The 26357-nt window shown below is 69.2% G+C and carries 29 protein-coding genes; 15 read left to right on the top strand and 14 right to left on the bottom strand.

The window, feature by feature from the left end; genetic code table 11:
* On the top strand, nucleotides 1-1428 hold the full coding sequence (locus C8D87_RS13695; protein WP_112226863.1) for an aldehyde dehydrogenase family protein: 1428 nt from the start codon (nucleotides 1-3) through the stop codon (nucleotides 1426-1428).
* The gene (locus C8D87_RS13690; RefSeq protein ID WP_112226862.1) at nucleotides 1421-2284 is read left to right on the top strand and encodes an aldehyde dehydrogenase family protein; all 864 of its coding nucleotides are present in this window, start codon (nucleotides 1421-1423) and stop codon (nucleotides 2282-2284) included. The genes C8D87_RS13695 and C8D87_RS13690 overlap by 8 nt, the downstream gene beginning before the upstream one ends.
* A gap of 3 nt (nucleotides 2285-2287) precedes the next feature.
* Here C8D87_RS13690 and C8D87_RS13685 read toward each other — a convergent pair whose 3' ends face one another.
* From C8D87_RS13685 to C8D87_RS13675, 3 genes are read right to left on the bottom strand one after another with little or no spacing between them, the layout of a single operon-like run.
* A complete protein-coding gene (locus tag C8D87_RS13685; RefSeq protein ID WP_109639122.1) occupies nucleotides 2288-2494 on the bottom strand; it encodes a helix-hairpin-helix domain-containing protein in 207 nt (68 codons plus the stop codon).
* 2 nt (nucleotides 2495-2496) lie between these two features.
* Nucleotides 2497-3123 carry a response regulator gene (locus C8D87_RS13680; RefSeq protein WP_109639121.1) on the bottom strand — a complete coding sequence of 209 codons (627 nt, stop codon included), beginning with the start codon at nucleotides 3121-3123 and terminating at the stop codon, nucleotides 2497-2499.
* A complete protein-coding gene (locus C8D87_RS13675; RefSeq protein WP_146771698.1) occupies nucleotides 3120-4250 on the bottom strand; it encodes a sensor histidine kinase in 1131 nt (376 codons plus the stop codon). The genes C8D87_RS13680 and C8D87_RS13675 overlap by 4 nt, the downstream gene beginning before the upstream one ends.
* Before the next feature lie 111 nt (nucleotides 4251-4361).
* Here C8D87_RS13675 and C8D87_RS13670 point away from each other — a divergent pair, with 111 nt between their 5' ends.
* The 4 genes from C8D87_RS13670 to C8D87_RS13655 all read left to right on the top strand — a co-directional run bounded on the left by C8D87_RS13670 (nucleotide 4362) and on the right by C8D87_RS13655 (nucleotide 8452).
* Entirely contained in the window at nucleotides 4362-5036 is a 675-nt protein-coding gene (locus C8D87_RS13670) for an ABC transporter ATP-binding protein (protein ID WP_112226860.1), read from the top strand.
* Complete coding sequence (locus C8D87_RS13665; RefSeq protein WP_112226859.1) at nucleotides 5033-7219, top strand: FtsX-like permease family protein; 2187 nt, start codon at nucleotides 5033-5035, stop codon at nucleotides 7217-7219. The genes C8D87_RS13670 and C8D87_RS13665 overlap by 4 nt, the downstream gene beginning before the upstream one ends.
* A 77-nt stretch (nucleotides 7220-7296) precedes the next feature.
* A complete protein-coding gene (locus C8D87_RS13660; protein ID WP_109639117.1) occupies nucleotides 7297-7818 on the top strand; it encodes a VanZ family protein in 522 nt (173 codons plus the stop codon).
* Between the two features lie 37 nt (nucleotides 7819-7855).
* The gene (locus tag C8D87_RS13655) at nucleotides 7856-8452 is read left to right on the top strand and encodes a MarC family protein (protein WP_170155126.1); all 597 of its coding nucleotides are present in this window, start codon (nucleotides 7856-7858) and stop codon (nucleotides 8450-8452) included.
* On the opposite strand, the gene C8D87_RS13650 is transcribed toward C8D87_RS13655, so the two are convergent.
* Nucleotides 8445-8981 carry an SMI1/KNR4 family protein gene (locus tag C8D87_RS13650; protein WP_109639115.1) on the bottom strand — a complete coding sequence of 179 codons (537 nt, stop codon included), beginning with the start codon at nucleotides 8979-8981 and terminating at the stop codon, nucleotides 8445-8447. The two genes, C8D87_RS13655 and C8D87_RS13650, sit on opposite strands and share 8 nt — an antisense overlap.
* Before the next feature lie 91 nt (nucleotides 8982-9072).
* Between C8D87_RS13650 and C8D87_RS13645 the strand changes: the two genes are divergently transcribed.
* Both C8D87_RS13645 and C8D87_RS13640 read left to right on the top strand, forming a co-directional pair.
* On the top strand, nucleotides 9073-9399 hold the full coding sequence (locus tag C8D87_RS13645) for a type VII secretion target (protein WP_112226858.1): 327 nt from the start codon (nucleotides 9073-9075) through the stop codon (nucleotides 9397-9399).
* Nucleotides 9396-10583, top strand: a complete 1188-nt coding sequence (locus C8D87_RS13640) for a C40 family peptidase (protein WP_170166410.1) — start codon at nucleotides 9396-9398, stop codon at nucleotides 10581-10583. The genes C8D87_RS13645 and C8D87_RS13640 overlap by 4 nt, the downstream gene beginning before the upstream one ends.
* Here C8D87_RS13640 and C8D87_RS13635 read toward each other — a convergent pair.
* Both C8D87_RS13635 and C8D87_RS13630 read right to left on the bottom strand, forming a co-directional pair.
* The gene (locus tag C8D87_RS13635; RefSeq protein WP_112226857.1) at nucleotides 10565-11584 is read right to left on the bottom strand and encodes a zinc-dependent alcohol dehydrogenase; all 1020 of its coding nucleotides are present in this window, start codon (nucleotides 11582-11584) and stop codon (nucleotides 10565-10567) included. The genes C8D87_RS13640 and C8D87_RS13635 overlap by 19 nt on opposite strands.
* Entirely contained in the window at nucleotides 11577-11999 is a 423-nt protein-coding gene (locus C8D87_RS13630; protein WP_112226856.1) for a tautomerase family protein, read from the bottom strand. The genes C8D87_RS13635 and C8D87_RS13630 overlap by 8 nt, the downstream gene beginning before the upstream one ends.
* Before the next feature lie 83 nt (nucleotides 12000-12082).
* Between C8D87_RS13630 and C8D87_RS13625 the strand changes: the two genes are divergently transcribed.
* A complete protein-coding gene (locus tag C8D87_RS13625) occupies nucleotides 12083-12646 on the top strand; it encodes a TetR/AcrR family transcriptional regulator (RefSeq protein WP_233442080.1) in 564 nt (187 codons plus the stop codon).
* Here the strand turns inward: C8D87_RS13625 and C8D87_RS13620 are convergent.
* Nucleotides 12627-12953 (bottom strand): YnfA family protein, encoded by a 327-nt coding sequence (locus C8D87_RS13620; RefSeq protein ID WP_109639109.1) that lies wholly within the window; start codon nucleotides 12951-12953, stop codon nucleotides 12627-12629. The two genes, C8D87_RS13625 and C8D87_RS13620, sit on opposite strands and share 20 nt — an antisense overlap.
* 31 nt (nucleotides 12954-12984) lie before the next feature.
* Between C8D87_RS13620 and C8D87_RS13615 the strand changes: the two genes are divergently transcribed.
* Genes C8D87_RS13615 through C8D87_RS13605 form a run of 3 tightly spaced genes read left to right on the top strand, consistent with a single transcriptional unit; the run spans nucleotide 12985 to nucleotide 15053 of the window.
* Nucleotides 12985-13338: a YbaB/EbfC family nucleoid-associated protein gene (locus C8D87_RS13615; RefSeq protein WP_233442079.1), complete on the top strand. Its 354-nt coding sequence runs from the start codon at nucleotides 12985-12987 to the stop codon at nucleotides 13336-13338.
* Nucleotides 13335-13772: a YbaB/EbfC family nucleoid-associated protein gene (locus C8D87_RS13610; protein WP_146771697.1), complete on the top strand. Its 438-nt coding sequence runs from the start codon at nucleotides 13335-13337 to the stop codon at nucleotides 13770-13772. The genes C8D87_RS13615 and C8D87_RS13610 overlap by 4 nt, the downstream gene beginning before the upstream one ends.
* Before the next feature lie 54 nt (nucleotides 13773-13826).
* Nucleotides 13827-15053, top strand: a complete 1227-nt coding sequence (locus C8D87_RS13605; RefSeq protein WP_112226854.1) for a primosomal protein — start codon at nucleotides 13827-13829, stop codon at nucleotides 15051-15053.
* 48 nt (nucleotides 15054-15101) lie between these two features.
* On the opposite strand, the gene C8D87_RS13600 is transcribed toward C8D87_RS13605, so the two are convergent.
* Nucleotides 15102-15431 (bottom strand): hypothetical protein, encoded by a 330-nt coding sequence (locus tag C8D87_RS13600; protein WP_112226853.1) that lies wholly within the window; start codon nucleotides 15429-15431, stop codon nucleotides 15102-15104.
* 140 nt (nucleotides 15432-15571) lie between these two features.
* Here C8D87_RS13600 and C8D87_RS13595 point away from each other — a divergent pair, with 140 nt between their 5' ends.
* Together C8D87_RS13595 and C8D87_RS13590 are read left to right on the top strand one after the other, a co-directional pair.
* Complete coding sequence (locus C8D87_RS13595) at nucleotides 15572-16315, top strand: GntR family transcriptional regulator (RefSeq protein WP_112226852.1); 744 nt, start codon at nucleotides 15572-15574, stop codon at nucleotides 16313-16315.
* Nucleotides 16316-16317: 2 nt separating this feature from the next.
* Nucleotides 16318-17325: a dTDP-glucose 4,6-dehydratase gene (locus C8D87_RS13590; protein ID WP_112226851.1), complete on the top strand. Its 1008-nt coding sequence runs from the start codon at nucleotides 16318-16320 to the stop codon at nucleotides 17323-17325.
* Here C8D87_RS13590 and C8D87_RS13585 read toward each other — a convergent pair.
* Nucleotides 17294-18382, bottom strand: coding sequence for an adenosine deaminase (locus C8D87_RS13585; protein ID WP_112226850.1), 1089 nt, complete (start codon nucleotides 18380-18382; stop codon nucleotides 17294-17296). The genes C8D87_RS13590 and C8D87_RS13585 overlap by 32 nt on opposite strands.
* Before the next feature lie 359 nt (nucleotides 18383-18741).
* On the opposite strand from C8D87_RS13585, the gene C8D87_RS13580 reads away from it, so the two are divergent.
* Nucleotides 18742-20118, top strand: a complete 1377-nt coding sequence (locus tag C8D87_RS13580) for a coiled-coil domain-containing protein (RefSeq protein WP_109639339.1) — start codon at nucleotides 18742-18744, stop codon at nucleotides 20116-20118.
* A gap of 586 nt (nucleotides 20119-20704) precedes the next feature.
* Here C8D87_RS13580 and C8D87_RS13575 read toward each other — a convergent pair.
* From C8D87_RS13575 to C8D87_RS13555, 5 genes are read right to left on the bottom strand one after another with little or no spacing between them, the layout of a single operon-like run.
* Nucleotides 20705-21979 carry a thymidine phosphorylase gene (locus C8D87_RS13575; RefSeq protein ID WP_112226849.1) on the bottom strand — a complete coding sequence of 425 codons (1275 nt, stop codon included), beginning with the start codon at nucleotides 21977-21979 and terminating at the stop codon, nucleotides 20705-20707.
* Nucleotides 21976-22365, bottom strand: coding sequence for a cytidine deaminase (locus C8D87_RS13570; protein ID WP_109639101.1), 390 nt, complete (start codon nucleotides 22363-22365; stop codon nucleotides 21976-21978). Before C8D87_RS13570 ends, C8D87_RS13575 begins: the two co-directional genes overlap by 4 nt.
* A complete protein-coding gene (locus C8D87_RS13565) occupies nucleotides 22358-23611 on the bottom strand; it encodes an ABC transporter permease (RefSeq protein WP_233439977.1) in 1254 nt (417 codons plus the stop codon). Before C8D87_RS13565 ends, C8D87_RS13570 begins: the two co-directional genes overlap by 8 nt.
* Nucleotides 23608-24681: an ABC transporter permease gene (locus C8D87_RS13560; protein WP_112226848.1), complete on the bottom strand. Its 1074-nt coding sequence runs from the start codon at nucleotides 24679-24681 to the stop codon at nucleotides 23608-23610. The genes C8D87_RS13565 and C8D87_RS13560 overlap by 4 nt, the downstream gene beginning before the upstream one ends.
* Nucleotides 24681-26279, bottom strand: coding sequence for an ABC transporter ATP-binding protein (locus C8D87_RS13555; RefSeq protein WP_112226847.1), 1599 nt, complete (start codon nucleotides 26277-26279; stop codon nucleotides 24681-24683). Before C8D87_RS13555 ends, C8D87_RS13560 begins: the two co-directional genes overlap by 1 nt.
* Between the last annotated feature and the right edge of the window lie 78 nt (nucleotides 26280-26357).

The following is a 26357-nucleotide window of genomic DNA, read 5'->3' as shown; positions in this document are numbered from 1 at the left end:
ATGTGGGAATACGCCCCCGCGCCCGAGTCGCGGGACATCGCGAACCTCAAGCCGAACTACCGGATGTTCGTCGACGGCAAGTTCGTCGAGGGCACCGGCGAACCGCTCAAGACCATCAACCCGGCCACCGAAGAGGTGCTCGCCGAGGTGTCGACGGCGTCCGCGTCCGATGTGGACAATGCCGTCAAGGCGGCACGTCGCGCGTACGACCGCGTGTGGTCGAAGATGCCCGGTTCCGAGCGGGCCAAGTACATCTACCGGATCGCGCGGCAGATCCAGGAACGCGCGCGTGAGCTCGCGGTGCTGGAGTCGCTCGACAACGGCAAGCCGATCAAGGAGTCGCGCGACGTCGACGTGCCGACGGCCGCTGCGCACTTCTTCTACCACGCGGGCTGGGCGGACAAGCTCTCCTACGCGGGCTACGGGCCGGACCCGAAGCCGCTGGGTGTCGCCGGCCAGGTGATCCCGTGGAACTTCCCGCTGCTGATGGCCGCGTGGAAGATCGCTCCGGCGCTCGCGTGCGGCAACACGGTCGTGCTGAAGCCGGCCGAGACGACGCCGCTGACCGCGCTGGTGCTGGCCGACATCATCCAGCAGTGCGACCTGCCGCCGGGTGTCGTCAACATCATCCCCGGCGCCGGTGACGTCGGCGCGACGCTCGTCGAGCACCCGGACGTCAACAAGGTGGCGTTCACCGGCTCGACCGACGTCGGCAAGATCATTCAGCGGCAGCTGGCCGGTACGAACAAGAAGCTGACTCTCGAACTGGGCGGCAAGGCGGCGAACATCGTGTTCGACGACGCGCCGCTCGACCAGGCCGTCGAGGGCATCGTCAACGGCATCTTCTTCAACCAGGGCCACGTCTGCTGCGCCGGATCCCGTTTGCTGGTGCAGGAATCCGTCGCTGACGAGCTGCTGGAGAAGCTGCAGACCCGCATCCAGACGTTGCGCGTCGGCGACCCGTTGGACAAGAACACCGACGTCGGCGCGATCAACTCGGGCGAGCAGCTCGCCAAGATCAAGGAGCTGACCGAGTCGGGCGAGGCCGAGGGCGCCCAGCGGTGGACGTCGTCGTGCCCGTTGCCGGACAAGGGTTTCTTCTTCGCCCCGACGGTGTTCTCCAACGTGTCGCAGGCGATGCGGATCGCCCGCGAGGAGATCTTCGGCCCGGTGCTGTCGGTGCTGACGTTCCGCACGCCGGACGAGGCCGTGGCCAAGGCGAACAACACGCCGTACGGCCTGTCCGCCGGTGTCTGGACGGAGAAGGGCTCGCGGATTCTCTGGATGGCGCAACGGATGCGCGCCGGCGTGGTGTGGTCCAACACGTTCAACCGCTTCGACCCGGCCGCGCCGTTCGGCGGGTACCAGGAGTCGGGCTTCGGCCGTGAGGGCGGCCGCACCGGTCTGGAGGCCTACCTCGATGTCTGATCGCGTCTCGGTCGCGAAGACCTACAAGCTCTACATCGGCGGCGCGTTCCCGCGTTCCGAGTCGGGTCGCAGCTACCCGGTGACCGACTCGAAGGGCGGCTTCCTCGCCAACGCCGCGCAGGGCTCCCGCAAGGACGCCCGTGACGCGGTCGCCGCTGCCCGCAAGGCCTTCCCGGGCTGGTCGGGTGCCACGGCCTACAACCGCGGCCAGGTGCTGTACCGCGTGGCCGAGGTGCTGGAGGGCCGCCGCGAGCAGTTCATCACCGAGGTCGCGGCCTCCGAGGGCGTTCCGGTGAAGAAGGCGCAGTCCCTGGTGGACGCGGCGATCGACCGCTGGGTCTGGTACGCGGGCTGGACGGACAAGATCGCGGCGGTGCTGGGTTCCTCGAACCCGGTCGCCGGCCCGTACTTCTCGTTCTCCACGCCGGAACCGACCGGTGTCGTCGCGGTGCTCGCGCCGCAGCAGTCGTCGTTGCTGGGTTTGGTGTCCGTGATCGCGCCGGTGATCGCGTCCGGCAACACCTGCGTGGTCATCACCTCGCAGGACCGCCCGCTGCCCGCGATCACGCTGTCCGAGGTGCTCGCCACGTCGGACGTGCCGGGTGGCGTCGTCAACATCATCACCGGCCGCACCGCGGAAATCGCGCCGTGGCTCGCCTCGCACGGCGACGTGAACGCGCTCGACCTCACCGGCGCGCCCGAGTCGTTGCGCGCCGACCTGGAGCGCTCGGCGGCCGGCACGGTGAAGCGCGTGCTGCGCGACAAGGCCGGCGAGGACTTCACGGTCACGCCGGACATGTCGCGGCTGCGCGCCTACCTGGAGACGAAGACGGTCTGGCACCCGATGGGTGTCTGATGCTCAGCCGGCGGCGTAGGCCTTGCCCTGCGCCGCCAGCTCCTCTCCGAGGATCCTGATCGACTTCGGGCCTACGCCGTGGATCTTCAGCAGTTCCTTCGCGGACACCTTCGTGAGCGAGTCGAACGTCGTGTAGCCGTTCAGCGCCAGCTCACGGTTCGCGACCTTGCCGATGCTGCGCGGGAACTCGGTTTCCGGGTGCTCGGACATGCTCAGGAGTTCACCAGACCGGCGCGCCACGCCCAAGAGGCGATCCCCACCCGGTTGCGCACGTTCAGCTTCGTCTGCACGGACGCGAGGTGCGTCTTCACCGTCGACAGCGACAGGTAGAGCGTCGACGCGATCTCCTGGTTGCTGAGCCCGCGCGCCACCTCCCGCACGACGTCCTGCTCGCGCGCGGTCAGCAGGCTGAGGTCTGGCTTGTCCGCGGGGCGGGAGAAGTGCTCCAGCATCCGGACGGTGACCTGGGGCGAGATCAGCGCGTTGCCCTGAGCCGCCGCCCGCACCGCCTCGACCAGCAACGCCGGTCCCGCGTCCTTGGTCAGGAAACCCGAGGCGCCGTTCTCCAGCGCCGTGTGCACGTACTCGTCCAGGTCGAAGGTGGTCACCACGACCACCTTGGTCGAGCCGGAGATCTTCTTGGTGACCTCCAGGCCGTCCAGGCCGGGCATGCGGATGTCGAGCAACGCCACGTCCGGGTTGTGCTCGCGGACCGCGGTCACGGCGCTGATGCCGTCCGCGACGTCGGCGACCACCGTGATGTCCGGTTGCTTCTCGAGGATCATCCTGAAACCGACGCGGACCATCTCCTGGTCGTCGGCGATGAGAACCGAGATCACTTCTTCCCTTCCAGGGGTAGCTCGGCGAGCACCTGCCAGCCGTTCTCACGCGGGCCCGCCGAGAACAGGCCGCCGAGCAGGTCGACCCGCTCACGCATGCCTACGAGACCGTATCCACCCTGGTTCAGCTCGTGCGGCTGACCGTCGTCGGCAACGACCACCCGCAGCGCGCCGCCCGGGGTCCTGGAGATCTCCACGTCGATCATCGTCGGGGAGTGCGCGTGTTTGTGCACGTTGGTCAGCGACTCCTGGACCAGGCGCAACACCGAGCGGCCTAGCTCCGGCGGCACCTCGTCGGGCAGGTCGATGCGCAGCCGGGTCTCGAAGCCCAGCTCGCGGGTGCGCTCGACGGTCGAGATGACGTCGGCGGCCAGGTCGGTCGTGGCGAAGTCGTCCTCGCCCTGGCGCAGCGTGCCGACCAGGCGCCGCATCGCGCCGAGGGCTTCGGTGCCCGATCGGACGATGCCGGGCAGCAGGCGGTGGGCGGCGTGCGGGTCGTCGTCGGAGACCTCCAGCGCGGCCTGGGCCTGCACGAGCATGCCCGTCACGTGGTGGGCGACCACGTCGTGCAGCTCGCGGGCCAGCGCGATCCGCTCTTCCTTCTGCGCGTCGGTGACGGCGGCGGCGATCAGCCGGCCGCTCTCGGTGTCGCGGGCGCGGAAGTACAGGCCGGTGCCGACGGCCGCGAAGCCCAGGACCAGCGAGCCGAGCATCTCGTTGTAGTTGGAGGAGGAGAGCCAGTTGTCGCGGACGATGGCGGCGAAGAAGCTCACGGCCATCAGTGCGCCCACCGACCACGTGGCGGGGCGCCGCGGCTCCTCACGCACGATGACGGCGGTGAGCACCAGGCACGCGGCGGTCTCGGCCACGGTCAGCGGGCTCAGCAGCGTGGGCAGGTCGACGTTGAACATCCGGAAGACGAACGACGACACGAAGATCGACGCCACGGTCACCGGGATCGTGAAGGCGCGTGACTTGAACGAGGCGACGGCCGCGATGCACGGTGGCACGCTGAGCAGCCACACCAGTGCCTCCGCGCTGCCCGGCCCGTTCATCAGAATCAGCTCGCCGAGCATGAGCAGCGCGAGCAAGGCTGCGATCGGCCATTGGCCCCGATGACTCTCCACGGCAGACAACGGTAGGACACCACCACACCTTTCCGGCCTCGGTCATCCGGCTGATCCGGTGTGTCGTTAAGGCCGAGGTTTTACCGGCCCTCACCCGGCACCTTGAGATGCATGAATTCGGTTCTGGCCGCTCGTGGCCTGGTCAAGACCTACGGCGACGTGTACGCGCTCGCCGGGGTGGACATCGACATCAAGGCCGGGGACGTGCTGGCGGTCGTCGGTCCGTCCGGCTCCGGCAAGACGACGCTGCTGCACGTGCTGTCCGGCATCCTGCGCGCGGACGGCGGCGAGGTGTTCCTCGACGGGTGCGCGATCGGCGAGCTGAACGAGACCGGCCGCAGCGAGCTCCGCCGCACGGCGTTCGGGTTCGTGTTCCAGTCGGGCATGCTCGTCGCCGAGCTCACCGCCGAGGAGAACGCCGCGCTGCCGATGCTGCTCGCCGGTCGTGCGCGTGAGGAGTCGCTCGGCGCGGCCAGGCTGTGGCTGGGACGGCTCGGGCTGCAGGGCATGGAGAAGCGGCGGCCGGGTGAGCTGTCCGGCGGGCAGGCGCAACGGGTGGCGATCGCGCGCGCCCTCGCGCACCGGCCGCGGGTGATCTTCGCGGACGAGCCGACGGGTGCCCTCGACACCCGCACCGGCCAGGAGATGATGACCGCCCTGCTGGCCGCGGCGGAGGAGACCAACGCGGCCGTTGTGATCGTCACGCACGACAAGGCGATCGCGGACAGGGCGCTCCGGGTCGTGGAGATCCAGGACGGCCGCATCGCCGCGGGGGTGTCCGCGTGAGGATCGCGCTCGCGGTGCTGCGCAGGGACCGGCGCAGCCAGGTGGCCACGGTGCTGGTCGCGCTCGGCGTGATGATCGCGGTGTCGCTGGTGCTGTGGCTCGTCGCCGCACCGAACGGGCTGCAGGCACGGGCGGACCGCACGGCGTGGCGCGAGGTCTTCACGCAGAACGAGGACCGCACGATTTCCGTTGCGGTGAACAAGGATTCGTTCGACGGCAAGCTCATCGAACGGTTCGACGTCGCACGGCTCAAGACCGGCAACGTGCCGGTGGCAGCGGGAATCGCGAAGTTCCCGGAAGCGGGCGAGGTGCTGCTGTCGCCCGCACTGGCCGACCTCGTGCGCGACACACCGGCGGAGAAGCTCGGGAATCGCTTTCCCGGCAAGCAGATCGGCGTGCTCGGACCGGAAGCGTTGAAGTTCCCGGGTGAGCTCGTCGCGATCGTCGGTCACGACAAGATCGAGAACGGTTATCCGGCGCCAGGGCTGGCCGGTGGCAGCGGCTCGTACCGCGACGACTACCACGGCATGCTCTACCTGCTCACCCGTGTCGGGCTAGTGGTGCTCGTCGTGCCGTGTCTGGTGCTCGTCGCCTCGGCCGCGCGGCTGACCGCGGCGAAACGGGAACGGCGCCTGGCCGCGCTCCGGCTCGCCGGTGCCAGTCCGCGGCAAGTCGTGATCATGACCGCCGTGGAGACCGCGGTCGGCGGGGTCGTCGGCAGCGTGCTCGGCGTGCTGCTGGCACAGCCGTTCAGCCACATCACGGCAAAGATCCCGTGGGAGGGCGGCACCTGGTATCCGGGTGACTTCGTGCCCTCGCCCGCGGTGGTGGCGACGGTGGCCGTGCTGGCTCCGGTGCTGGTCATCGCGGCGGCGATCATGGGGCTGCGCCGCGTGGTGAACCGGCCGCTGGCGGCGGAGGAACAGCGCAAGGTCCGGTCCTGGCGGCTGATGACGATCGCCGGCGCGCTGGGAGTGTTCTTCCTGGGCATCCTCTACGCCCAGGAGGCAGGCGGCGACAACCAGTTCACCGTGGTTCTCCTCGGTCTCGGCGCGGTGGCGGTCGCGCTGGTGCTGGCCGGACCGGTGGTCACGGCGTGGGTCGGCAGGTTCTTCGTCGGGCGGTGGCGCAAGCCGTCGACGCTGCTGGCGGGGCGGCGGCTGGCGGGTGACCCGGTGGCGGCGTTCCGCGGTTCCGCCGGTGTGGTGATCGCCGTCTTCACCGGCTCGATGGCGCTGACCATGCTGCCCGGCCTGGAAAGTCAGGTGCCGTTCCGCGACGACACGTGGAAGACGGACGCGATCGTCGCGGAGCAGGTGACGCACGACCTCACGCCGTTGCGCCTGCAGACCTCGGCGCCGATCGTCACGATGCTGGACGGCACCGTGAGCGCGGGCGCGGACGGCAGCTACGGGTCGTACGTGATCGTCGGCAAGTGCGCTGACGTCGCGAAGGTCCTGAACGGTCTGTCGTGTCAGCCAGGACCTGCTGTGTACGCGTACTCGCGGCTCAACGGTGATCACTTCAAGTCGAGCGGCACGAAGGACGACGTGACCGCGAAACTGCCCGCGCAGTACGAGACCCGGCCGTTCAACGGTTCCGGCCGGATCAGCGGGGTGATCGATCCCGAACTGCTGCCGGGCGTCGAGGGCAAGGTGTCGATGGTCGGCGTGCCGACCACGCGGGAGAACCGCGACGCCGTGCACACCGCGCTGGTCGGCACGCTGCCGGGCGTGCAGCTGGTGGACGGCGAGCAGCGGGGCCTGTACGGCGACACGTTGATGGCGGACCTGCAGCGGGCCACGGTCATCGGGCTGTCGATCGCGGCGGTGCTCGGCGGCATCGGCGCGGCGGTGGCAGCGGCCGGGTCGGTGATCGACCGGAGGCGCACTTTCGGTGCGTTGATCGCGGCCGGAACTCCGATTCGTGTGCTGGCTCACGCATTGCGCCGCGAAGTGATGCTGCCGGTGTTCGCAGTCACAATCGGGGCGTGCGGTGCGGGCATTGTCGTGGGAATCGGACTGCTCACTCTCGCACGCGGACTGGTGGGCCGCGGAGAAATGCCGATCACGCCGTGGGTGCTCGCCCCTGTGGCGGTCGGCATGGTGGTCGCGCTGGTAGCAGCCCTGTCGTGCGGTCCGGTACTACGCGGCATCAGCCCGCGGGATTACGCGGCCGAGTAACACTCGACCGGAAGTACGAGGTCGGAACTGGCCCTCAGCGCGATGTGCGCCGAGGGCCATTTTCCTAGCTTTGAACCATGACGAATGCAATGCTCGCGAGCATCCAGTGGGGATTTTTCCTGTCGGTCGTCTTCCTGCTGCCGCAGCTGTTCTTCCGTCAGCTGACCTTCCGCGGCGCGACCGTCACCGTCTACGCGAGCATGCTGTTCGCGGCGACGTTCCTGCCGATGCAGACGGTGCCGCCGCGTCAGTCGGTGCAGCTGGTGCCGTTCCAGTGGATCGCCGACACGTTCCGGGACGGGCAGATCGCGTTCGACCAGATGACGTTGAACGTGCTGCTGTTCGTGCCGCTGGGCGCGATGCTGATGTTCTGGGGCCGTCGCACGGCCGGGCAGGCCGCGCTCATCGGGTACGGCGTCTCGCTGCTGATCGAGGGCTCGCAGCTGCTGTGGGCCAACCGGATCTTCGACGTCGACGACCTGATCACGAACACGACCGGCACCGCGCTCGGCTGGCTCGGCGCGCTGGCAGCGGTGAAGGTGTACGCCCGCGTGAAGACCACCGCCGTGCCGCAGCGTTCACTCGCCCGCGTGAGGTAACGCGCGCGGCCGGCGTCCCGGCTCGACGATGGCCGCCATGAAGTTCGTGGAGGCGTTCAGCATCCTCGTCGCCGTGGTCGGCCCGCCGAAGATCATCCTGGCGTTCCTGATGGACACCGAGGGCGCCGACTCCCGGACCCGGTGGCGGGTGGCGCTCACCTCCACCGCGATCGCGCTGGGCGTGGGGTTCTTCGTGGTGGTGGCCGGGCGCACGCTGCTCTCGATCTTCCACATCAGCGAGGGCGGGCTGTACCTGGCCAGCGGCGTGATCCTCTTCGTGCACGCACTGGACCTCGTCCTCGGGCGCAAGCAGGAACCGACGCACGACGAGACGCGCGGCACCCACGAGCTGGCCACCGCCTACTACGCGAACCCGGTGGCGCTCGCCTACCTGTTCCTGCTCTCGGACACGAAGTCGATCGAGACGACGTTCGTGCTGGCCGGAGGGTTCGCCGCGGTGATCGCACTCGATCTGGCCGCGATCGCGCTTCTCGGCATCGTGATGCGCTGGGTGAAGATGACCTACGCCTGGGTGCTCGTGCGGGTCCTCGGCGTCCTGCTCGCGGCGCTGGGCGTCGACCAGATCATCGAGGGCCTGATCTCGCTGGGCATCCTGGAACGCGCCGTCAGCTAGTGCGCCAGCCGAGCTCGCCGGCCGAGTTGACCATCGGGTAGCAGTGCCCGACCGCGCTGCGCGTCTCGAGAGACGTCGCGACCTGGTCGAACATCTCCACGATCGACGTCCACTCCGGTTTGATCATCTCGTTGCGCTCCTGGTCCCACTCGACCACGCAACCGCGCAGCACACCGGGCCGCAGGTCCACCGCGAGCACGTCACCCGTGCCGTCGAAGGCGATCGGCAGCCACTCGGGGTGGAATCCGGCCGTGGCCGAACCGGCCTCCGACGCGTCCACCGGCTTGCTCGTGTGCGTCTCCCTGAGCACGAACGCGCGATCGGCGCCCAGCGGCGTGTAGAAGGGCGGCAGAATCTCGGCGTAGAGGCCTTCCTCGGTACCGCCGTAGACGCTCCACCACATCTGGAGCTCGATCGGAACCCGAAGCTCCGGCAGCGCGTCGTACCTCGGCCGCAGCACGGCACGGGTGGCAGGAGCGTGCTCCGCCAGCCATGCCAGGATCCGGTCCCAGTGCTCGATGACGCCCACAGTTCCATGATCTTGGCGGAACGACGGGCGAGGTACCGCTCATCGGGGCAGGATCAACGCGAACAGGTCACGACTGGGGGAAGAGCTTCACATGGCGGAACAGGGTCTCAAGGTCGACCTCGACGCCTTGACCGGATACGCGTCGGCGGTGAGCGGTCTGGCGAGCGAGGTGGGCGCGGTCGGCACCGGCACGCTGAACGGCACCACGTCCCTGCCGGGCGACTGCTTCGGCAAGATCGGCAACGAGGTTGGTCTCAACGCCGCCTTCCAGACCGCGGCGCAGGCGCAGGTGGACGCGCTGAAAGCCGCGTCGACCGGTCTCTCCGGCCTCGGCACGGCCGTCGCGAAGGCCCGTGACGCGTACATCGCCCGGGAAGAGGCGCACAAGGCTTCGCTGAACAAGGCGGCGCGCGCATGAGCGTCGAGGGACTCCTCAGCACGTTCATCGCGCCGATGAAGGAAGACCTGGCGAAGCTCGACGGCGACACCGGCGGCGCCACGCGTGCCGGCGACGCCTTCGGCCGCGCGCAGACCGCTTTGACGAACCTGGGTTCGCGGCACTCGTCGGCTTCCACCGCGGTGCTGAACACGTGGTCCGGTGAGAAGGCCAACGCCTTCACCAGCCGCGTGGCCACGTTCACCGCGGCCGCGAACACGTTGTCCTCCAACGCTTCGGTGGTCAAGACCGTGGCTTCGTCCGGAGTTTCCGCGGTGACCGGCGGGCGGACGGCGATCCAGGGCCTGATCGACGAGTTCACCTCGAAGGCGACGCCGAAGCTCGCCGCCGCCGTCGCCGCGTCGATGGTGGCCGGTCCCGGTGTGGTGCTGGCCGCTCTGGCCGACCTCGCCGGGCTGGCTTCCGGTTACCAGGGCAAGACTTCCGCCGAGCTGCAAAAGGTGCGCGACCAGCTCACGCAGCTGGTCGGGCAGCTGAACGGGTTGCAGCAGCCCGACGTCGGCGCGCTCGGGAAGCTGGGCGAGCCGCTCGGCGGTGACGAGGGCACGACCGCTGCCGCCGGTGCTTCCGACTCGCCGAAGCAGGACTCCAGCTCCAGTTCCAGTGCCAGTTCCAGCTCCAGTTCCAGTGCCAGTTCCGGGTCTGGTTCCGGCTCCGGTGGAGGCGGTGGGGGCGGCGGCGGTGGCGGAGGCGGCGGCGGCGGGGGTTCCGGCCCCCGGCTGCCGGTCGCGATTCCACCGCAGCCCGGCACCGGCGTCGGCGTGAACCTGCCCGACGGCAGCAGTGCCGAGGCACCGAACGAGACCGCGGCCAAGGCCGTCCGGAACGCGTTGTCGGCCCTGGGCACGCCGTACGTGTGGGGTGGCGCGAACCCGCCCCAGGGCACGGACTGCTCAGGCCTGACGCAGTGGGCGTACAAGAACGCGGGCTTCGACATCCCGCGCCCGGCCTCGTCGCAGGCCATGGGCGCGTCCGTGCCACCGGACCAGCTGCTGCCAGGCGATCTGGTCGTGTGGGACGGGCACGTCGCGATGGTGATCGGCAACGGGCAGATGGTCGAGGCCGGTGACCCCGTGCAGGTCGGCAAGATCCGCACGACGAACAGCGGGATGTCGTTCTACGGCTTCTACCGGCCGACGGGCTGATCCGCGCGGACGAACACCGGCTTGAGATGCCGCTCCGGCAACACCTCCGGCAGCTGCTCCCAGTCGAACACGCCGGACACCACCCGTCCCGGATCGACCTGCCCCGACGCCGCGAGCTCCAGCGCCTGCGGCAGGTGCGCCCGCACGTTGTCCCTGGCGACCCGCAGGGTGACACCCGTCAGGTACATCTCCAGCAACGGCAGCTCCCCCGGCCGGAAGTGGTTGCCCGCGCTCTCGCAGAAGCCTTCCGGCGCCAGGGAGCGCAGGGCCGTGACCAGTTCGGGGACCCGTCCGGTGGACTCCACGGCGAGGTCGAACCCGTGGTGCACCGGCTCGATCTCCGCCGCGGTCCGCGCGCCGTATCCCTCCGCGATGGCGCGATGGGCCGGGTCCGGGTCGACGTACAGCACGTCGGACGCGCCCAGAGCGCGGGCGATGTCGCAGACGTAGAGGCCGATGCTGCCGCGCGCGATCACCAGCACCCGTGCACCTGGACGGGCGCGGAGGTGCGGTGCGACGAGCCGCCACGCGAGCGGCCAGTTGTCGCTCGCCGAGGCCATCGCCATCGGGTCCAGCCCGCCGGGGAGCGGCACGAGCATCGCGTCCGCCCACGGGATCCGCACCAGGTCGGAGAACAGGCCGCCCCACGAACCACCGATGGGTGCGCCGAACATCGCCATGTGCGGCACCGACGTGCAGTGGGTGGTGAGGCCGCCGGCGCAGCGGTCGCAGGTTCCGCACGAGATCGCCCACGGCACGACGACGAGGTTTCCCGGCGAGAACCGGCTCGATTCCCCGGCGTCGACAACTCGCGCGACGCATTCGTGCCCGATGGCGAACGGCGGCGGGATGGGGCCGTGGCCCGCCAGGATCGCCGAGTCCACATCGCACGGGGCTGCCGCGACAGGCGCCACGATCGCGTCGGAATCGGATTGCAGAACCGGGTCGGGGGCTTCCCGCCATTCGGCGGTCCGGCGCGCGACGTAGGTCAGCTCACGCATTCTTCTTGGCCATCTCGACGAGGTCCGCGAACCGCACGATCTTCCCGCCCGAGCCCCAGGTTCCCTCCGCCTGCTCGTGGATGAGCACCCACACCCGCATGACGTCCGCCTCCCCCAGCCCGGCGGCTTCGAGCACCAGCGCCGTCGCCTCCTGCACCAGCCCGGCCTTGCACCGCTCGGACAGCGCACCCGCCGGAACGCGCACGTCCACCCGGAACCGCGGTGCGTCGTCCTCAGCGGTCGTCTGCGCCCCTGCCGGCAGTTCGTGCAGGTAGGCCCACGCCACCGAGCGGAAGAACGCGTTGTCCGGGGCGCCCTCCCACTTCAGCAGCAGATTGGCCAGATCCCGCTGCACGCTCTTGCGGCCCGCGTCGGTCAGCGATCCGGCAGGGACGGTCAGTTCGATCATCGGCATGACGAGCTCCGATCTATGACGACTGTTATAACCAGAGCCGGACGCTATCCTATGACGGTCGTCATAGCCAGAGAGGCGGGGAAGTGTCCCGACAGCAGATCGTCGCCGGAGCCGCCGACATGATCCGGCGCCGCGGCCTCAACGCGACGAGCATCCGCGAGGTCGCCAAGCACGCGGGCACGCCGCTCGGGTCGACGTACCACTACTTCCCCGGCGGCAAGAGCCAGCTCGCGACCGAGGCGGTTCAGTGGGCGTCGGACACGGTGCAGAAGGTGCTCGCGGCGAAGCTCCGAAAGGGACCGATCGCGGGGCTGCAGGCGTTTTTCGCGCTGTGGCGGCAGATCGTCACCGACACCGATTTCCAGGCCGGCTGTCCCGTGCTCGCGGTCGCCATCGAGGAAACCGCGGACCCACAGGCGGTCGCCGCCGCGGCCGAGGCGTTCCGGGCCTGGTCGGAACTGCTCGAGAACGCGCTGAAGGACCACGGCGTCCAGGCACCCCGTGCGAAGAGCCTCGCGCAGCTCGTCGTCGCCGCCGCCGAAGGTGCCGTCGCGATGTGCCGGGCCCAGCGCGGCATCCAGCCGCTCGACGACGTCGCGAAGGAGCTGACCGCGCTCCTCGAATCCGTCATCGGGGCGCGTACATGATCACGGCCACGCCGGCCAGGCAGATCAGCGCGCCGACCACGTCGTAGCGGTCGGGCCGGAAGCCGTCCACGACCATCCCCCAGGCGAGCGAGCCCGCCACGAACACACCGCCGTAGGCAGCGAGGATCCGGCCGAAGTGCGCGTCGGGCTGCAGGGTCGCGACAAAGCCGTAGAGGCCCAGGGCGATCACGCCGCCACCGATCCACAGCCAGCCCCGGTGCTCCCGCACGCCCTGCCAGACGAGCCAGGCGCCGCCGATCTCCATGAGGGCGGCGAGGGCGAACAGCACGACCGAACGCAGGATCATGCGGCACACTGTCGCAGTAGGGGGTGATCAGGTGGACGACGACGTCGAGCGCGCCGCGAGGAAGGTGCGCGATGTCGAGCAGGCCGTGTCGCAGCACGTCGCGCGCAGCGGTCCCGTCACGGGGCGGGCGTCCTCACCGGACGGCGCGGTGACGGTGGTCGCCACGCCCGGTGGTCCGCCGCGGCAGATCGAGGTCAGCGCGTCGGCGCTGCGGATGGGGCCGCACGGGCTGGCCGCCGAGATCATGCGGGTCGCGGAGAAGGCGCAGCGCAACGCCGCGTCCCGGCTGCACCAGACGCTGGAGCGGGTCGTGGACCCGCGGGAGCTGACGGAGCTGGGGTTCGTGCGCGAGCGGGACGAGGACGAGTTCGGGTGGCGGCGGTGAACGAGGACCGGATGCAGGCCGTCGAGCAGCTCCAGCGCGACCTGGCCGTCACCACCGAGACCGTCGAGCACCCCAACGGGCTGTGCATGGTCACGGCGTCCGCGAAGGGCGAGATCAGGGCGCTGCACCTGCACCCGGCCCTGCTGCAGCAGGGCCCGCGGGCGGTCGGCGAGATCGTCACCGAGACCGTGCGCCTCGCGACCAACGCGGCCGTGCAGACGAGCTTCAACAAGATGGCACTGGCCTTGGGTGACGGGATGGCGATCGACGTCGAGTCGATCGCGGGCGATTCACCCTTCCGGTCGACGTGGAACCCCGTCGCACCGCCGAAATCCGCAGCTGAAGCGGCACCGGCGGAGCGGCGGCCCAGGGCGCCGATCGTCGAGGACCCCGACGAGGACGCGTTCTTCGAGAACCCCTTTGGGCGCCGGTGATCAGCACCGTTAGGCTCGCCCACGGCATCAGGCAGGCGTGACCGGGAGGTCAGGATGGCGCAGGACATCGTCCCCATCGAGCTGGGGCTGACGCAGGGTGACGTGGTCACGCTGTGGGCACCCCGCTGGCGCGAGAAGGGCGAGGAGTGGGAGGCGTTCCTCGGCGACGAGGAGGACTTGTTCGTCTTCCCCGACGCCGCGCATCTCGCCGCCTTCGTGCGCACCGCGGAAGAGCACGACCTCACCGACCACCCCGCGTGGCCGGTCGTGCCGTCGCTGGGCGTCGCGGACCTCTCGCCGGACGACAACCACCAGTTCGACCTCGTCGGCGTGCCAGAGCTGATCGCGGAAGACCCGGACACCTGGACCATCGGTGAGCTCGCCGACGTCATCGCGATCGTGCGCGCGCTCGCGGACGTCTGCGACCTGGAGAAGGTCCACGAGGTGCTCGACTCGGCGGAGGGCTTCTCGCTGCTGCCGCAGGGCACGCTGCCGTTCAGCGGCCGTGACGGCGCGAAGCTGTGGGACGAGCTGTCCGAGGTCGTCTCCGAGAAGTGGGACGAGGTCCTCGACGCGATCGACAGCGTCGTCAGCACGCCGGACGTCCCGGAGAAGGAGCTCGCCGTCGCACAGGAGGAGCTCGCCGCGCTCGAGGCCGAGACCGCGGCTGCCGCGGACGCCGCAGACGCCGCGGACACCGACGAGGACTCCGACGAGGAGAAGGCCGAGCCCACCGGCTTCTGGGCCGAGGTCGGCATCGACCCCATCAAGATCATCACCTCCGCCGGCGAGTTCTACACGCTGCGCTGCTACCTCGGCGACGACCCGGTGTTCCTGGGCCGCCGCGGCAAGATCGAGGCCTTCACCTCGCAGCGCGGCCTGAGCCGGTTCGTGGCCGAGCACGACGACCACGACCTCGCCGAGGTCGAGACGTGGAACGACGTCAAGGTCAAGGCCACCGCGGGCGAGCTCGACGTCGACGTGGACGAAGAGAACGTCTACGTGCTGACCGGCATCGCCGAGGACATGGAGGAGGGCCCCGACGCCCTCGACCCGCAGCAGCTCGACCTCGCCGTCGAACTGTTCGAGGACGCTGGCGAGTGGGCGGAGGACGAGTCCGTCAAGGAGGCGCTGGCGTCGTCCGAGTCGCTGGGCTGGCTGGTGTCCTTCGTGGTATCGCCGGACCCGACGCGTCTCGCGCCGTCCGCCCCGTACGACGCCGAGGTGGCCGCGTTCCGCGAGCTGCAGGCGAAGTTCGAGGACCGGCTGAACATCAACTGAGTCTCCGGATGAAAAGGGCCACCCGTGCGGGTGGCCCTTTTCGCGTTTCTAGCGCACGCGGTAGCTGACGGCCGCGAACGGGAAGTTGCCCTGGTGCAAGCTTCCCAGCACGTAGTAGCTGTCGCCGGAACCGCCGGGCAGGCCGGTCCTGCAGTCCGCGTTGTAGAAGACCTCGATGTCGGCGAACGAGACGTTGATCCCGGAACGCACCGGCGCGACGTTCACGCACTCACCGCCGGCGAGGTCGACCGGTGACTTGGTGCCGGACAGGTTGGTGCCGCTGTAGAACGCGGCGTTCTCACCGGAGGCGCTCGCGGGCATTGCGAGCGCCGTCGAGGTCAGAACCGCGAGTCCACCGGCGATGAGTGCAGTGCGCATTCGACCACTCTTTCTGGGAGGAAAACCGTTGGGGCGACGGCAACCCCAGCCTGCCAGCGGTACCTGTCGGCGAGCTGTCGTTGACCGGTCAACGACAACCGGAACCAGAACCGGTCGCAACACCTGTATGATACAGGTTTATGACAGGTTCTCGGTCGCAGCGCCTAGCCGCTGAGCTGAGGGAACGCATCACGCTCGGCGACTACGGCCCGGCCGGAGCCATCGAGAGCGAGGCGGAACTCGGCCGGCGTTACGAGGTCAGCCGAGTGACCGTGCGCCGCGCACTGGAGCAACTCCGCGACGAAGGCCTGCTGGCGTCGCGAAAAGGCGCCGGCTGGTACGTGGTGTCGTTCGCACAGCCGCTTGCTCTCGGCACGTTCCAGCACGCGCGGTCCGCCGTCGCGGAGGCCGGTGTCCCGCTGGTGCGAGCCGTTCTCGAGTACGGCTACCGCGAAGCGCCGCCGAGCGTCGCCCTGACGCTCGGCGCGGGCGAGATGCTGCGCGTGCGGTCGTTGCGCCGCACCGGTGACGCGCCGCTGGACGTCGTGACCGAGTGGGTGCCGCTGGAGTTGGCGGCGCCGGTCAGCCGTGCCGACGCCGAGTCTCCGGGCACCTGGGAGACGTTGCGCCGCAACGGAAACCAGATCGCCGTGGTGCGGCAGAGCATCGCAGCCGTGGCTGCGGGCGAGGTCGGCCCGTTGCTCGGCGTCACCGAGGGCACGCCCGTGTTGTTGGTGCGGCGCATCGCATTGGACGTTTCCGAGCGGCCGATCGCGCTGTCCGAGCACCACTACCTGGGCCACCGGTTCCAGCTGGAGGTCGAGTTCCGCGGCTGGCCCGGCGCGGAACCACCCGGGGTAGCACCAATTCGTTCGGAGGACTGAGAATGCGTGTGCTCATCACCGGTGCGGCCGGGTTCATCGGCTCGCACTTCACCCGCTACTGGCTGCGGGAACACCCGTCGGACGAGGTCATCGCGCTCGACGCGCTGACGTATCGCGGCACGCGCACGAACCTGCCAGCGGACGTGCCGTTCGTGCACGCGGACATCGCCGAGGCCGACGTCGAAGGTGTCGACGTCGTCGTGAACTTCGCGGCCGAGTCGCACAACAGCCTCGCGGTGCTGGATCCTGGCCGGTTCTTCCGCACCAATGTCCTTGGCACGCAGGCGTTGCTGGAGTCGTGCCGTCGCGCGGGCGTGCGGCGGTTCCACCACGTGTCGACGTGCGAGGTGTACGGAGATCTCGCACTCGATGCCGTTGACGCGTTCCACGAAGAGTCGCCGTATCGCCCGCGCACGCCCTACAACGCGTCGAAGGCGGGCGCCGATCACGCGGTGCGCTCGTACTTCGAGACGTTCGGCCTGCCGACGACGATCACCAACTGCGCCAACAACTACGGGCCGAACCAGTTCCCGGAGAACGTCCTCCCGCTGTTCACGACCCGCGCGCTGGACGGCGAACAGCTGCCGATCTACGCGGCGCGCGACAACCGGCGCGAGTGGATCCACGTGCTGGACCACTGCCGGGCGATCGACGCGGTGCTGCAGGAGGGCGAGGTCGGCCGGACCTACCACGTCGGCACGGGGGTCGAGGCGAGCGTCGACCAGATCGCCGACCTCGTGCTGGACGAGCTGGGGCTGCCGCAGTCGCGGAAGTCGATCGTGGCGGACCGGCCCGGCCACGACCGGCGTTACCTCCTGGACTCGACGCGGATCGGCCGTGAGCTCGGATGGCGTCCCGAAATCGGCTTCGAGGCCGGTGTCCGGGACACCATCCGCTGGTACGCGGCCAATCGCGCGTGGTGGGAGCCGTTGCGCGCGCTCAGCCCCGTCGACGAGAGCGGCTGGGCCCAGCGATCGACTACGCCGTCAATGCCGCGTACCCGGGCTTGACCAGCTCGTTGATGATCGCGAGCCGCTCGTCGAACCCGATGAACGCCGACTTCATGGCGTTGATCGTGAACCACTGCAGGTCCGCCCAGCCGTAGCCGAAGGTGTCGACCAGGGCGGCGAACTCGCTGGAGAGCGTGCAGTCGCTCATCAGGCGGTTGTCGGTGTTGACGGTGACGCGGAACCGCAGCTTGGCGAGCAGGCCGATCGGGTGGTCGGCGATGGTGGCGGCGGCACCGGTCTGCAGGTTCGACGTCGGGCACATCTCCAGCGGGATGCGGCAGTCGCGGACGTACGCGGCCAGGCGTCCCAGCTGGGCGGTGCCATCGCCGGAGACCTTGATGTCGTCGACGATCCGCACGCCGTGGCCGAGCCGTTCGGCGCCGCAGTGCTGGATCGCCTCCCAGATGGAGGGCAGGCCGAACGCCTCACCGGCGTGGATGGTGAAGTGCGCGTTCTGCTGGCGCAGGTACTCGAAGGTGTCGAGGCCCCTGGTGGGAGGGAAGCCGGCCTCGGGGCCCGCGATGTCGAACCCGACGACGCCGAGGTCGCGGTAGCGGACGGCCAGCTCGGCGATGCGCAGCCAGCCCTCGTTCTGGCGCATGGCGCAGAGCAGCGTGCCGATGCGGATCTTGCGGCCGGTCGCGGCGACGCGCTGCTCTCCGAGGCGGAAGCCCTCCTGAACGGCCTCGACGATCTGCTCCAGCGAGAGGCCCTTCTCGACGAAGAGCTCGGGGGCGTAGCGGACCTCGGCGTAGACGACGCCGTCGGCCGCGAGGTCCTCGACGGCCTCCGCCGCGACGCGGACCAGCGCGGGCTCGTCCTGCATGACACCGCACGTATGGGCAAAACCTTCCAGGTATCGCACGAGCGACCCGGAGTTGGCGTTGTCGCGGAACCAGCCGCCGAGCACGCCCGCGTCCGTGGTGGGCAGGCCCTGGTAGCCGGAGGCATCGGCGAGTTCGATCACCGTCTGCGGGCGGAGGCCACCGTCGAGGTGGTCGTGCAGCAGCACCTTCGGCGCGCTGCGGATGGTCTCCAAGGTAAGCGGCGTGGACATTGCTACACGTTACTTCAGCCGACACGCCGCTTCAGCGCTGGCCAAAATGATCTTGCTCCCGCTATGATCATTAGCCGGTTCACGGATGTTGCCGATCCGTGATCAGCAACTTTCTGCAACCGGATGGCGGCTTGAGTCACCCCAAGGTAGGAACATCACCAGTCGCTGTCGTCTGATTCCGGCCAGTAACTTGGCATTCAGAGCAACCGGGTAACCTGATCAGGTCAGTCGCCCGTCCACACCCGGCCGTTTTCTGCCGGGGGTGGTACAGACGCGTCCCGTGACGCGGATAGGCTCCCGTGGTCTCCCCCTCCCCTGGACGAAGGCACTCAGCCGTGACAGAGAACAACAACTCCACGATGTCCTTCGATCGGATGCGCAACATGCTCACGCGCGCCGCGGAGATCCGTGAGAGCGAGCAGCAGCAGATCTTCGACGCGCTGGACGAGATCCACGCACGAATGTCGCCTCTGGAGTCGCTGGGTTCGGTCCGCAAGCGCCTGTCGGAGCTGCCGGACCGCACCGAGGTCAGCGTGCTCGCGGAGCGGCTGGACGAGGCCCTCGCCAAGCTGGAGGCCCAGGACAACGCGGTCGCCGACATCGGCCGTGCCGTCGACGCCCTGGTCGACAAGCTCGCCAAGCCCTTCGCCCAGCTGGACGGCCGCCTCGACGGCGTCGCGGGCCGCTTCGAGGGCGTCGCCGGCCGCATGGACGGCCTGGAGGACAAGCTCGCGAGCATCCACAAGCGCATCGACGACCTCGACGGCCACCTGGACAAGCAGGACGGCAAGGTGGACGCGATCCCGGGCGCGGTCACCAACCCGCTCCGCGAGCGCATCGAGGCCCTCGAAGCCGCCCTGCGCGGCCGCCTCGACGAGGTCGACGAGGGCGTGCACGAGCACCTCGACGGCACCCGCGAGGCCCTGCAGAAGATCCTCGCCGACTCCTTCTCGGGCATCCACGGCCGCGCCGACGAACAGCGCGACGCCCTGGCCGCCGCCCGCGCCGAACTGGCCGCCGCGGTCACCGAAAGCCGCGAGAAGCTCGTCTCCGCGGTGAACGACCGCCACAACCAGCTGGCGGCCTCCCTGGTCGAGACCCGCGACACGCTGGCAGGAGCCGTGGCGGAGACCCGCGGCGAACTGGCCGGCACCGTGGCCGAGACCCGCGACACCCTGGCCGGCGCCCTGGCCGAAACCCGCACCGAACTGGCCTCGGCCGTCACCGACACCCGCGAAGCCGTCAACGGCAAGCTGGACGAGGCCCGCACGGCCCTGTACGCGGCGATCGAGCAGTCCCGCGACCAGGTGGACGCCGCCGACCGCCTCGAGGCCCTGGCCGGCCGCCTGGAGCAGGTTACCTCGAAGCTCGACACGATGACCGACCGCCTGGACAAGGTCGAGGACGGCTTCGCCACCCGAATCGCCGAACTCGGCGGCTCTGTCGACGCCGGCCTCACCAAGGTCGCCGAAACCGTGGGCGCCCGCCCGGACACCGACGCCCTGCAGTCCCTGGTCCGCAAGTCGAACCAGGAATCCGAACTGCGCATCGGCGGCCAGCTGGACGAGGCCATGGCCACCTTCGCCGAACTCATCCTCGGCGGCGGCTCGCCCACGCCTCCCCCGCCGCCCACCGCCCTGCCGCGCCCGCAGCGCCGCACCCGCAAGAACGGCCCGAAGCCGGCCAACGGCGGCAAGGACATGGACGACGACGACCTGGCGGCCGAGGGCGCCTGACCGCCCCGCCAGACCAAGCAAACCGGCCCCGGAGCTGCTGCTCCGGGGCCGTTTCACGTCCAAAGCGCGCAAGGGGGGTGCGCCAAGGTACAGCAGGGGCACCGGCTGCGCGCCAGCGGAGTCGCAGCCCACGAACGGCCCAAAGACCAAGCCGAGCCCCCGCGCGGCACCTCTGGCGAAGCCGCAAGCGAGCGGGCCCCAGGCGAGCGGCGAAGCCGACGCCGAGTGGTGAGGCCGAAGCCGAGTGGGGAGGCCGAAGCCGAAGCGAAGCCGCAGGCGAGCCCAAGCGACGGCGAAGCCGAGCAAAGGCGACGACGAAGCCGAGCTGCTTTTCACAACGCGGGCTGGCGGGGTGGGTCCCGTCACGAGTCGTGCCCGAGCGTGGCTCGCTCCGGTGCGGCTCGTGACGGGACCCACCCCACACCGCAACCAACAAAGCAACCGCAAGCCGCCCAACGCAACAGGCGTGCCATCAACCTGCGCGTGGCGCCGGCCGGGTCTTTGATCAGATTGGCGGGGTCTGGGGCGTAGCCCCGGGAAAACTCTCGCAACCGGGGGACGACCTACGAAACCGACGCGCCCAAAATCAGCCGCGAATGGTGTCGATCACCAACGGCGACCGCTCAACCTCGTCGTCCGAGACCGAGTAAGCCCCCTCCAACGCCTGCAACGCCCCCTCGACCGCATCCGGCGTATCGGTGAACAGCTCCAGCAACGGCTGCCCAGCCTCCACCACATCCCCAGGCTTGGCCAAGCACATCACCCCAGCCCCAGCCTGCACCGGATCCTCCTTACGAGCCCGCCCAGCCCCAAGCCTCCAAGCCGCCACCCCAACGCCATAAGCATCCAAAGTGGACAGAATCCCGGAAGCAGGCGCCTCGACGACGTGGCGATGTGCGGCAACCGGCAACGGGGCATCCGGATCGCCGCCCTGAGCCCGGATCATCCGAGCCCACACCTCATAAGCCTCACCAGAAGCCAAAACAGCACCCGGATCAGCCAAAATCCCCGCCAGCGAAAGCATCTCCGCAGCCAAAGCCACAGTCAGCTCAACAACATCGGAGGGCCCACCACCACGCAACACGTCAACAGACTCGGCAACCTCAACCGCATTACCAACCGCACGACCAAGCGGCACAGACATGTCGGTCAACAAAGCCGAAACCCGAACCCCGTGCTCAACCCCGATCGCGACCAACGCCTCAGCCAAAGCACGAGCAGAAGCAAGATCCTTCATGAAGGCCCCAGACCCGACCTTCACATCGAGCACCAGCGACTCGGCCCCCTCAGCAATCTTCTTCGACATGATCGAAGAAGCGATCAGCGGAATCGCCTCGACAGTCCCAGTGACATCCCGCAACGCGTAGAGCTTCCGATCAGCCGGAGCCAACCCTTCGGTAGCAGCACAAACCACCGCACCAACCGAAGAAAGCTGCGACAGAATCTCCGAAGTGGACAGTGCAGCGCGCCACCCCGGAATGGACTCCAGCTTGTCCAGCGTCCCACCGGTGTGGCCCAGGCCGCGCCCGGACAACTGCGGCACAGCAGCCCCACAAGCAGCCACCAACGGCGCCAACGGCAGCGTGATCTTGTCGCCCACCCCACCGGTCGAGTGCTTGTCCACAGTCGGCCGGGAGACCTGCAACGACAACCGCTCCCCGGACGAGATCATCGCCTGCGTCCACCGCGCGGTCTCCGCAGGAGTCATCCCGTTGAAGAAGATCGCCATCGCCAGGGCCGACATCTGCTCATCCGCCACGACACCACGCGTGTAAGCGTCGATGACCCAGTCGATCTGCGCGTCGGACAGGGTCAGCCCATCACGCTTGGCACGAATGACGTCCACAGCAGAGAAACTCATGGCAGATCCTCCGGTCCGAACGCGTCGAGCAGCACCTCGGTCATCGGCAACGGCCCGCGCGCGGTGTCGACCAGGCAGTCACGTCCGCCGAACTCGTAGATCACCTGACGGCACCGGCCGCACGGCATCAGCAGCTCGCCGGTACCGGAACGACAGGCCACCGCGACCAACCGGCCGCCACCTGTGAGCCGCAGCTGGCCGACCAGGGTGCATTCGGCGCAGAGTCCGAGGCCGTAAGAGGCGTTCTCCACGTTGCACCCGACGACAACACGGCCGTCGTCGCACAGCGCTGCCGCCCCGACCTGAAGCCCGGAGTACGGGCAGTGGGCGAACGCCGCCGCTTCCACTGCCCGTGCCCTGAGCAGATCCCAGTCGATCTCAGTCACGGCGGTAGACCACACCGTCCGCGGCCGGCATCCGCAGCCGCTGCGACGCCACGGCCAGCACGGCCAGCGTCACCATGTGCGGGGCGTACGAGACGAACTCGCCGGGGATCTCGTCGAGGCTGATGTACAGCAGGTACAGCAGCACGGCCACGACGATCGCCGCCGCCGCCGAGAACCACCTGCGGCGGATCAGCTGCCAGACGACGATCACGCCGAGCAGCAGCACGACGCCGTAGACCAGCGCCAGCACCGTTTCGCCGCCCGAACGCAGCTGCAGGCCGTCGGCGTAGCCGAACAGCGCCGCGCCGCCCAGCAGGCCGCCGGGGCGCCAGTTGCCGAAGATCATCGCGGCGAGGCCGATGAAGCCGCGGCCGCCGGTCTGACCCTCCAGATAGGACAGCTGGCCCGGGTTCAGGACCAGAGCCGCGCCACCGAGGCCGGCGAGGCCACCGGAGACGATCACCGCGACGTACTTGTGGAAGTACACCTTGACGCCCAGCGAGTCCGCGGCGTGCGGGTTCTCGCCGACCGAGCGCAGGCGCAGGCCGAAACGGGTGCGCCAGAGCAGGTAGTACGACAGCGGCACGAGCAGGATCGTCAGCATCATCAACGGCGAGACGCCGGTGACCAGGCCGCGCAGGATGCCCGCGACGTCGGAGATGAACAGGCGCTGGCCCTGCTCCAGCTCACCGAGCCAGTCCGCGAAGCCCGCCGCCGAGTACGTGTCGAACGGCTGGACCGGCGGGGACTGGCGGGGGTTGTTCGACAGCGGCAGGAACAGCAGCGTCGACAGGTACTTGGTGACACCGGCGCCGAGCAGGTTGATCGCCACACCGGAGACGATGTGGTTCACGCCGAACGTCACGGTGGCGATCGCGTGCAGCAGACCGCCCAGCGAACCGAACACGACGGCGGCGACCAGAGCCGCCCACGGGCCCCACTGGTAGCCGGCCCACGCCGCGCCCCAGGTGCCCATGATCATCATGCCTTCGAGGCCGATGTTGACCACGCCCGCGCGTTCCGCCCACAGACCGCCGAGGCCGGCGAGCAGGATCGGCAGCGCCAGGCGGACCGCGGTCTGGGTCGTGCCGGACGAGGTGAGCTGCGGGAACCCGGTCTGCATCGAGGTGATCGACAGCAGCGCGACGGCACCGGCGACACCGAGCATCGCGACGGCCCAGCCGGGCACCTTGCGCTTGCGAGGGGCCGCGGGGATGTGGGGCTTCTCCTCCAGCGTCGTGATCACGCGGCACCTCCAACAGTTCCGAGCTCACGGCCGACGCGACGCTGTTCCGCAGCGAGCTCGACGCGGCGCACCACCTCGTACGCGACGACGACCGACAGGACGATCGAGCCCTGCATGATGGTGACGATCTCCCTTGGCACACCGACGTTGTCGAGCGCGAGACCCGACTTGTCGAGGAACGCCCACAGCAGCGCGCCGAACGCGATGCCGCCGGGGTGGTTGCGGCCGAGCAGCGCGATCGCGATGCCGGAGAAGCCGATGCCCGCGGTGAAGTTCAGGCTGAACGTGTGGTCGCGGCCGAGCAGTTCCGGCAGCGAGATCAGGCCCGCGATGGCGCCCGAGAGCAGCATCGACACCAGCACCATCTTCTTGGCGTTGACGCCACCGGCCGACGCGGCGGTCGAGGACTCGCCGGACGCCCGCAGCTCGAAGCCGAACCTGGTGCGGTTCATCATGATCCAGTAGCCGATGCCCAGAGCGACGGCCACGAAGATGAAGCCGAACATCGTGCCGGAGCCGCCGAACGAGATGCCGGGCATCCAGCCGCTCTCCGGGATCTCGGCCGTGCGGATGTTGTTGCCCCGCAGCTCACCGAAGACGTCCCGGCGGATCAGGTACGCCGACAAGCCGATCGCGAGGCCGTTCATCATGATCGTCGAGATGACCTCGTTGACGCCCCTGGTCACCTTGAGGATCGCGGGGATCGCGGCCCAGGCGGCACCGGCGAGGGCGGCCACGATGATGATCACCAGCGTGTGGATGCCGGGCGGCAGCACGATGGAGCCGCCGACGACCGCGGCGATGACGGCCGCGACGCGGTACTGGCCCTCGACACCGATGTTGAACAGGTTCATCTGGAACCCGATCGCCACCGCGAGCGCCGCGATGTAGTAGATGCCCGTCGAGTTGATGATGTCGACGAGCGTCGTGCCCTTCCCGACCTGGCTCATCATCGCGCCGAACGCGCTGAGCGGGTTGGCGCCCGAGATCACGAGCGCCACGCCGCACAGCAGCATCGAGAAGACGATCGCCAACGCGGGCGGCAGGAGTTTGCCGCGCAGGTTCCCCATCAGTTCTCGCCTTCCTCAACCACCGCGGTCTCGTGCGCAGCGCCGGTCTCCTGTACGGAGCTACTCGTGCTACCAGCACCCGTCATCGCGCTGCCGAGGTCCTCGGGCGTGACGGTGTTCGGGTCGGCGTCGGCCACCAGCCGGCCGCGCAGCATGACCTTGATCGTGTCCGAGAGGCCGATCAGCTCGTCCAGGTCGGCGGAGATCAGCAGCACGGCGAGACCAGCGGCACGGGCGCGCTTGATCTCGTCCCAGATCAACGCCTGCGCGCCGACGTCGACACCGCGGGTCGGGTGCGAGGCGATGAGCAGCACCGGGTTGCCGGACAGTTCCCTGCCGACGACGAGCTTCTGCTGGTTGCCACCGGAAAGCGCGGCGGCGGGCACGTCGATGCCCGGCGTGCGGACGTCGAAGTCGGCGACGATCCGCTCGGTGTCCTTCTTGGCGCCGTCGGTGTCGAGCCAGACGCCCTTGGCGGTCGGCCTGCGCGTCTGGTAGCCGAGAATCCGGTTGTACCACAGGGGCTGCGTGAGCAGCAGGCCGTGGCGGTGGCGGTCCTCCGGGATGTAACCGATGCCCGCCTCGCGCCGCGCGAGCGTGCCGAGCTTCGTGAGGTCCTTGTTCAGCAACGTGATCGTGCCGCCGCCGGCCTTGCGCATGCCCATGATCGTCTCGACCAGCTCGGTCTGGCCGTTGCCCTCGACACCGGCGACGCCGACGACCTCACCGGAACGGACCACCAGGTCGACGTCGTCGAGGATCGGGCGCGAGCCGTCGGGGGTCATCAGCCTGAGGCCCTTGACGTCCAGCACGACCTTGTCGGTGACGGTGGACTCGCGGGTCTCCGGGCTGGGGAGCTCGCTGCCGACCATCATCTCGGCGAGCTGGCGCGACGAGACGGTCTTCGGGTCCGCGCTGCCCACGGTCGTGCCGCGGCGGATCACCGTGACCGAGTCCGCGATCGCGCGGACCTCGTCGAGCTTGTGCGAGATGAACAGAAACGTGTAGCCCTGCTCCTGCATGCCGCGGACGGTGTCGAACAGCTCGTTGACCTCCTGTGGCACGAGCACGGCGGTCGGCTCGTCCAGGATGATCACCTTGGCGCCGCGGTAGAGCACCTTGAGGATCTCGACGCGCTGCCGGTCGGCGACGCCGAGCTGCTCGACGAGCACGCCGGGGTCGACGTTGAGCCCGGTCTTGCCCGAAAGCTCGATGATGCGCCTGCGGGCCTTCTGACCGATGCCGTGCAGCGCCTCCGCGCCCAGGACCACGTTCTCCTGGACGGTGAGGTTGTCGGCGAGCATGAAGTGCTGGTGCACCATGCCGATACCGGCCTTGATGGCGTCCGAAGGCGTGCGGAACCGCACCTGCTCGCCGTTCACCTCGATGGTGCCCTCGTCCGGCGACTGCATGCCGTAGAGGATCTTCATCAGGGTCGACTTGCCCGCGCCGTTCTCACCGCAGAGCGCGTGCACCTCGCCACGGCGGACGGTCAGGTGAACGTCGCTGTTGGCGACCACACCGGGGAATCGCTTGGTGATGCCGGTGAGCACCACCGCGGGGGGATCGTCCGTCCGTACGGACGTGGAACTGCTCATCGTCGAGTGCTCCTCCTACCACGAACCGGGCCCTGTGAGGGGCAGTCCTCACAGGGCCCGGCAGTTGTGGCTTTCTCG

This window comes from Lentzea atacamensis (assembly GCF_003269295.1).
GTDB classification, from domain to species: Bacteria; Actinomycetota; Actinomycetes; order Mycobacteriales; family Pseudonocardiaceae; genus Lentzea; species Lentzea atacamensis.
Note: the sequence above shows the minus strand (reverse complement) of the source record. Positions and strands in the feature narration are given on the sequence as shown.